The 4125-nt window shown below is 65.4% G+C and carries 4 protein-coding genes; all 4 read right to left on the bottom strand.

The genetic code is table 11. From position 1 onward, the window contains the following. The coding region (locus EOA49_RS30765; RefSeq protein ID WP_164749342.1) for a carbohydrate ABC transporter permease at positions 1-789 on the bottom strand (789 nt) is incomplete at its 3' end. Continuing rightward, on the bottom strand, positions 789-1712 hold the full coding sequence (locus EOA49_RS30760; protein WP_095801185.1) for a sugar ABC transporter permease: 924 nt from the start codon (positions 1710-1712) through the stop codon (positions 789-791). The genes EOA49_RS30760 and EOA49_RS30765, both read right to left, overlap by 1 nt. A gap of 396 nt (positions 1713-2108) precedes the next feature. Beyond that, positions 2109-3356, bottom strand: a complete 1248-nt coding sequence (locus tag EOA49_RS30750) for a sugar ABC transporter substrate-binding protein (RefSeq protein ID WP_127242298.1) — start codon at positions 3354-3356, stop codon at positions 2109-2111. Positions 3357-3420: 64 nt separating this feature from the next. After that, the coding region (locus EOA49_RS30745) for a LacI family DNA-binding transcriptional regulator (RefSeq protein WP_164749341.1) at positions 3421-4125 on the bottom strand (705 nt) is incomplete at its 5' end.

Genomic DNA, 4125 nt, shown 5'->3' with positions numbered 1-4125 from the left:
GGGCACCATCATCACCGTGACGCCCGCCTGCACCGCGCCCCAATCGATGGCGCCGAAGCGGCCGGACTGGAGCGCGGTCATCATCACCGGCAGGGTGAATTTCGACTGGTCGGTCATCAGCACCAGCGCGGCCAGGAACTCGTTCCAGGCGCCGAGGAAGGCGAAGAGCGCAATGGTGACGACGCCCGGCCAGACCAGCGGCAGCATCACCTTGACCAGCATGGTGACATTGTTGGCGCCATCCATGCGCGCCGCCTCCTCGATCTCGCGCGGCACGGCGTCGAAGGCGTTGCGCATCATGAAGATCGAGAACGGCAGCTGCAGCGTGACATAGACGCAGACCAGGCCGGTCAGCGTGTTGTGGAGACCGAGTTTCGTCAGCACCAGGAAGATCGGCGTCAGGATCGACTGGAACGGGATCATGATCGTCGACAGGATGAGGATGAAGAAGAAGTCCCGGAACGGGAAGCGGAAACGCGAGAAGCCGTAGCCGGCGAGCACGCTGACCAGCACGGAGAGCAATACTGTCATCACCGAGACATAGATGCTGTTCTGCGCCGAGGCCCAAAGCCCGTCGCCGAAGGTGTTCAGCGTCTGATAGTTCTCGACCGAGAAGCCGGTGGTCGGCCAGGGCGGCAGCGGCGGCTGGCGCGCTTCCTGCGCCGGCTTGAAGGTGGAGAGCACCGTCCACACAATCGGCGCCAAAAACAGCACCGAGGCAATGATGCCGGTGGAATGCCTGGCGAGGCTGAAGGCCGCCTTGCGGTGCTGCGACATCGTCTCGGCCATCAGTCGAGCCCCTCGGGCTTGCGCAGCAGCCAGAGCTGGATGAGGCTGAGCGCCACCAGGATGACCAGCAGCACCATGGAAAGTGCCGCGCCGTAGCCGAGCTTGAACGAGACGAAGGACTGGTTGAAGATCCAGTAGACCGCCGTCAGCGTCTGGTTGCGCGGGCCGCCGCGCAGGATGATGTAGAACTGGTCGAAGGCGAGGATCGAGCCCGCGACCGACAGGATCAGCGCCAGCGCCAAGGTGCGGCGCATCAGCGGCAGGGTGATCGCCCTGAAGCGGGCGAACGGCCCTGCCCCATCGATGACGGCGGCCTCCTGCAGGTCCTGCGGGATCGACTGCAGGCCGGTCATCAGGATGATCATGGTGAAGCCGGCCACTTTCCAGACCACCATGGCGATGATCGACCAGAAGGCCGGCTGGAAGGTGGCCAGAAGATTGACCTTCCTCTCGGTCAGACCGAGGTCGTAAGCGGCCGGGCTGAACAGGCCGGAATCGACGTTCAACAGCCACGACCAGAGCAGGCTGGCGGAAGCAAAGCCCACCACCGCCGGCATGAAGAAGGCTGTGCGGTAGAGATTGGTGAGCGGGCGCGGCCGCTCGATGAAGATCGCCAGCGGGAAGGCGACGGCGAAGATCGCGATGGTGACGATCAGCGTGTAGTAGAAGGTGAATTTGAGCGCGTTCCAGAAGCGCGTGTCGCGCAGGATGGCAAAGTAATTATCGAGGCCGATGAAAGCGTGCTCGCCCATCAGCGGCCAGTTGTGCAGCGACATCCACGCCGTCATGCCGAGCGGGATGACGAAGAAGACGGTGACGAAGGCGACGGCCGGCAGGACATAGAGCAGGCCTACCCATTGCCGGCGGCTGACGCCGATGCGTCTGGCTCGGGCGGGCGCGTGGGTTGCGGCGATGGAGGTCATGGCTTGGCTCCCCCTTCTCCCCTTGTGGGAGAAGGTGTCGCCGAAGGCGACGGATGCGGGGTGTTCCAGCGGAGTGAGATGCTGGTGTTCCCTGCAACACCCCTCATCCGTCTCGGCGCTGCGCGCCGATCCACCTTCTCCCACAAGGGGAGAAGAGGAAGCGAACCTCGCGGCGCCTCAACTTGACGATGATGATGAGTGAGCTTTCTCAACGCGATAATCCTGCCATTTAGCGCGGCGTCCCCCTCCCCCTTGAGGGGAGGGTCCGGCCGAAGGCCGGGGTGGGGTCCGCTGTGAAGTGCGCCTACGGGGAGATAGCGTCGGCGTACTTCGCGGGCGACCCCACCCGGACCTGCGGCCCGACCTCCCCTCGAGGGGGAGGTTTAGGGCCGCGCTTTACTTGTTCGGCGCCTGGTCGATGATCGACTGCATGGTCTCCTGGGCATTGGCGATGGCGCCGTCGAAATCGTCGCCGAAGAAGACCTCGTTGACCATCTGCGTCCACGGCCCGTTGGCGGAGTTGATCAGGTCGTTGAACACCACCGAATAGGGCGTGCGGCCCTTGGCCATCGCCTCGGCCGCCACCTGGTAGCGCGGATCGAGGTCCTTCAGCGCTTCCTTGGCGATGTCGCCGCGCACCGGCAGGCTACCATATTTGGCGAGGATGGCCTGGCCCTCGAGCGAGTAGGCGAAGTCCAAAAACTCCTTCACCACGGCGATCTTCTTGGTGCCCTTGGTGACGACGAAATTGTCGCCGCCGGCGAAGGACGACCAGCCGCCATCCTTGCCCGGCAGGAAGGTGATGCCGTAGTCGATATCAGGGTATTGGGTGTTGAGCGCGCCGATGGCGAAGGCGCCGGACGGCGAGAGGCCGATCTTGCCGCCGGCAAAGGCGGCGAAGAAGTTGGCGCCGGTGTCGGTCTGCGCACCCTCGGGCACCAGTCCTTTCTTGACCATCGAGCGGTAGAGGTCGATCGCGCCGCGCAGCTGCGGGCTATCGAGCGTCGCCTTGGAGCCGTCCTCGGAGAGGATGTCGCCGCCCGAGGCCCAGACCAGCGGCGTGAAGGTGAAGATGTTGCAGCCGCCGCAATTGCCGGAGAAGTAGAAGCCCTTGATGTCGCCGCCGAGCGCGTTGACCTTCTCGGCGTCGGCCTCGATCTCGGCCCAGGTCTTCGGCCCCTTTTCCGGATCGAGCCCGGCCTGCTTGAACAGCTTCTTGTTCCAGATCAGCACCGAAGAATCGGCCGAGAACGGCAGGCCGTAGATGCGGCCCTTATAGGTGCCGGTCTTCACATGCGCCGGCGACAGGCTCGAAAAATAGGGCAAGGATTTCGCCCAGTCGGTGATGTCTTCCAGCTGGCCGGCGGCGGCGAAGGACGGCGTGTAGATCAGGTCGAGCGACAGCGCGTCGGGCGCGGTGCCGCCGGCGGCGGCCGCGCCATATTTCGGGATGATCTCGGCGTTCGGGATGATGTCGAGCTTGATCTGGTCCTTGTGCGCCTTGTTGAAGGCGTCGACGATGCGCGGCATGAAATTCGAGCCGTCGGCGCGCACCCAGATGTTGGCGGTCTCGGCGGACGCCGCCTGCAGGCCGCCGCCGATCACGGCTGCGGCCAAGGCCAGCTTGGCAAACATGGTTTTCACGGTATTCCTCCTCATGGTTCTCCTCCCAATTTGGCCGTTGCGCGACGGCCGTTCGTTCGATGCCTCAGCCGTCCGGCGGACGGCCGCATGACTGACGCACCACCAGCCGGCACGGCAGTTTCCTGATGCCCGGCGCGGCCGGCTGGCCGCCCACGAGCGAAAGCAGAGCGAGCCCGGCCTCGCGGCCGAGCGCTGAAAGGTTCATGTCGACCGAGGTCAGCGGCGGGCGCGTCGCCTCGGCCACGATCTCCCAATTGTCGAAGCCGATGACGCCGACATCGTCAGGCACGCGAATGCCGCGCTCGCGCAGCGCGTCGATGACGCCGCGGGCGATCTGGTCGTTGCCGCAAAAGACGGCATCCGGCCAGCCTTGCCTGCCCCGGCCGTTGCCGAACAGTTTCGCCACCGCATCGTGGCCCCAGGCTTCCGACCAGGCGCCGAGCAGCGGCTCGCCGACCGGCAGGCCGTGCGCCTCGAGCACCTCCCGGTAAGCCTCGGCCCGCGCATGCACCACGGTGAAGCCCGCCGGTCCGGTGACATGGGCGATGCGGCGGCGCCCGAGCCGCAAAAAATGCTCGACCGCGAGCCGCGCGCCGCCGGCGTCGTCGGAAACCAGGCCGACCGCGCCGGGATCCGGCTGGGTGAAGGCATAGACGACGGGAATGCGCAGATTGGAGAGATCGATCGGCAGATGGCGGTCGATGCGTTTTCCCGTGGCGATGATGCCGTCGACGCGCTTGTCGAGCATGGCCTCGACATGCAGCTGGCC

Source organism: Mesorhizobium sp. M1A.F.Ca.IN.020.04.1.1 (assembly GCF_003997315.1).
In the GTDB taxonomy this organism is placed as follows: Bacteria; Pseudomonadota; Alphaproteobacteria; order Rhizobiales; family Rhizobiaceae; genus Mesorhizobium.
This window is presented reverse-complemented; position numbering and strand designations above follow the sequence as displayed.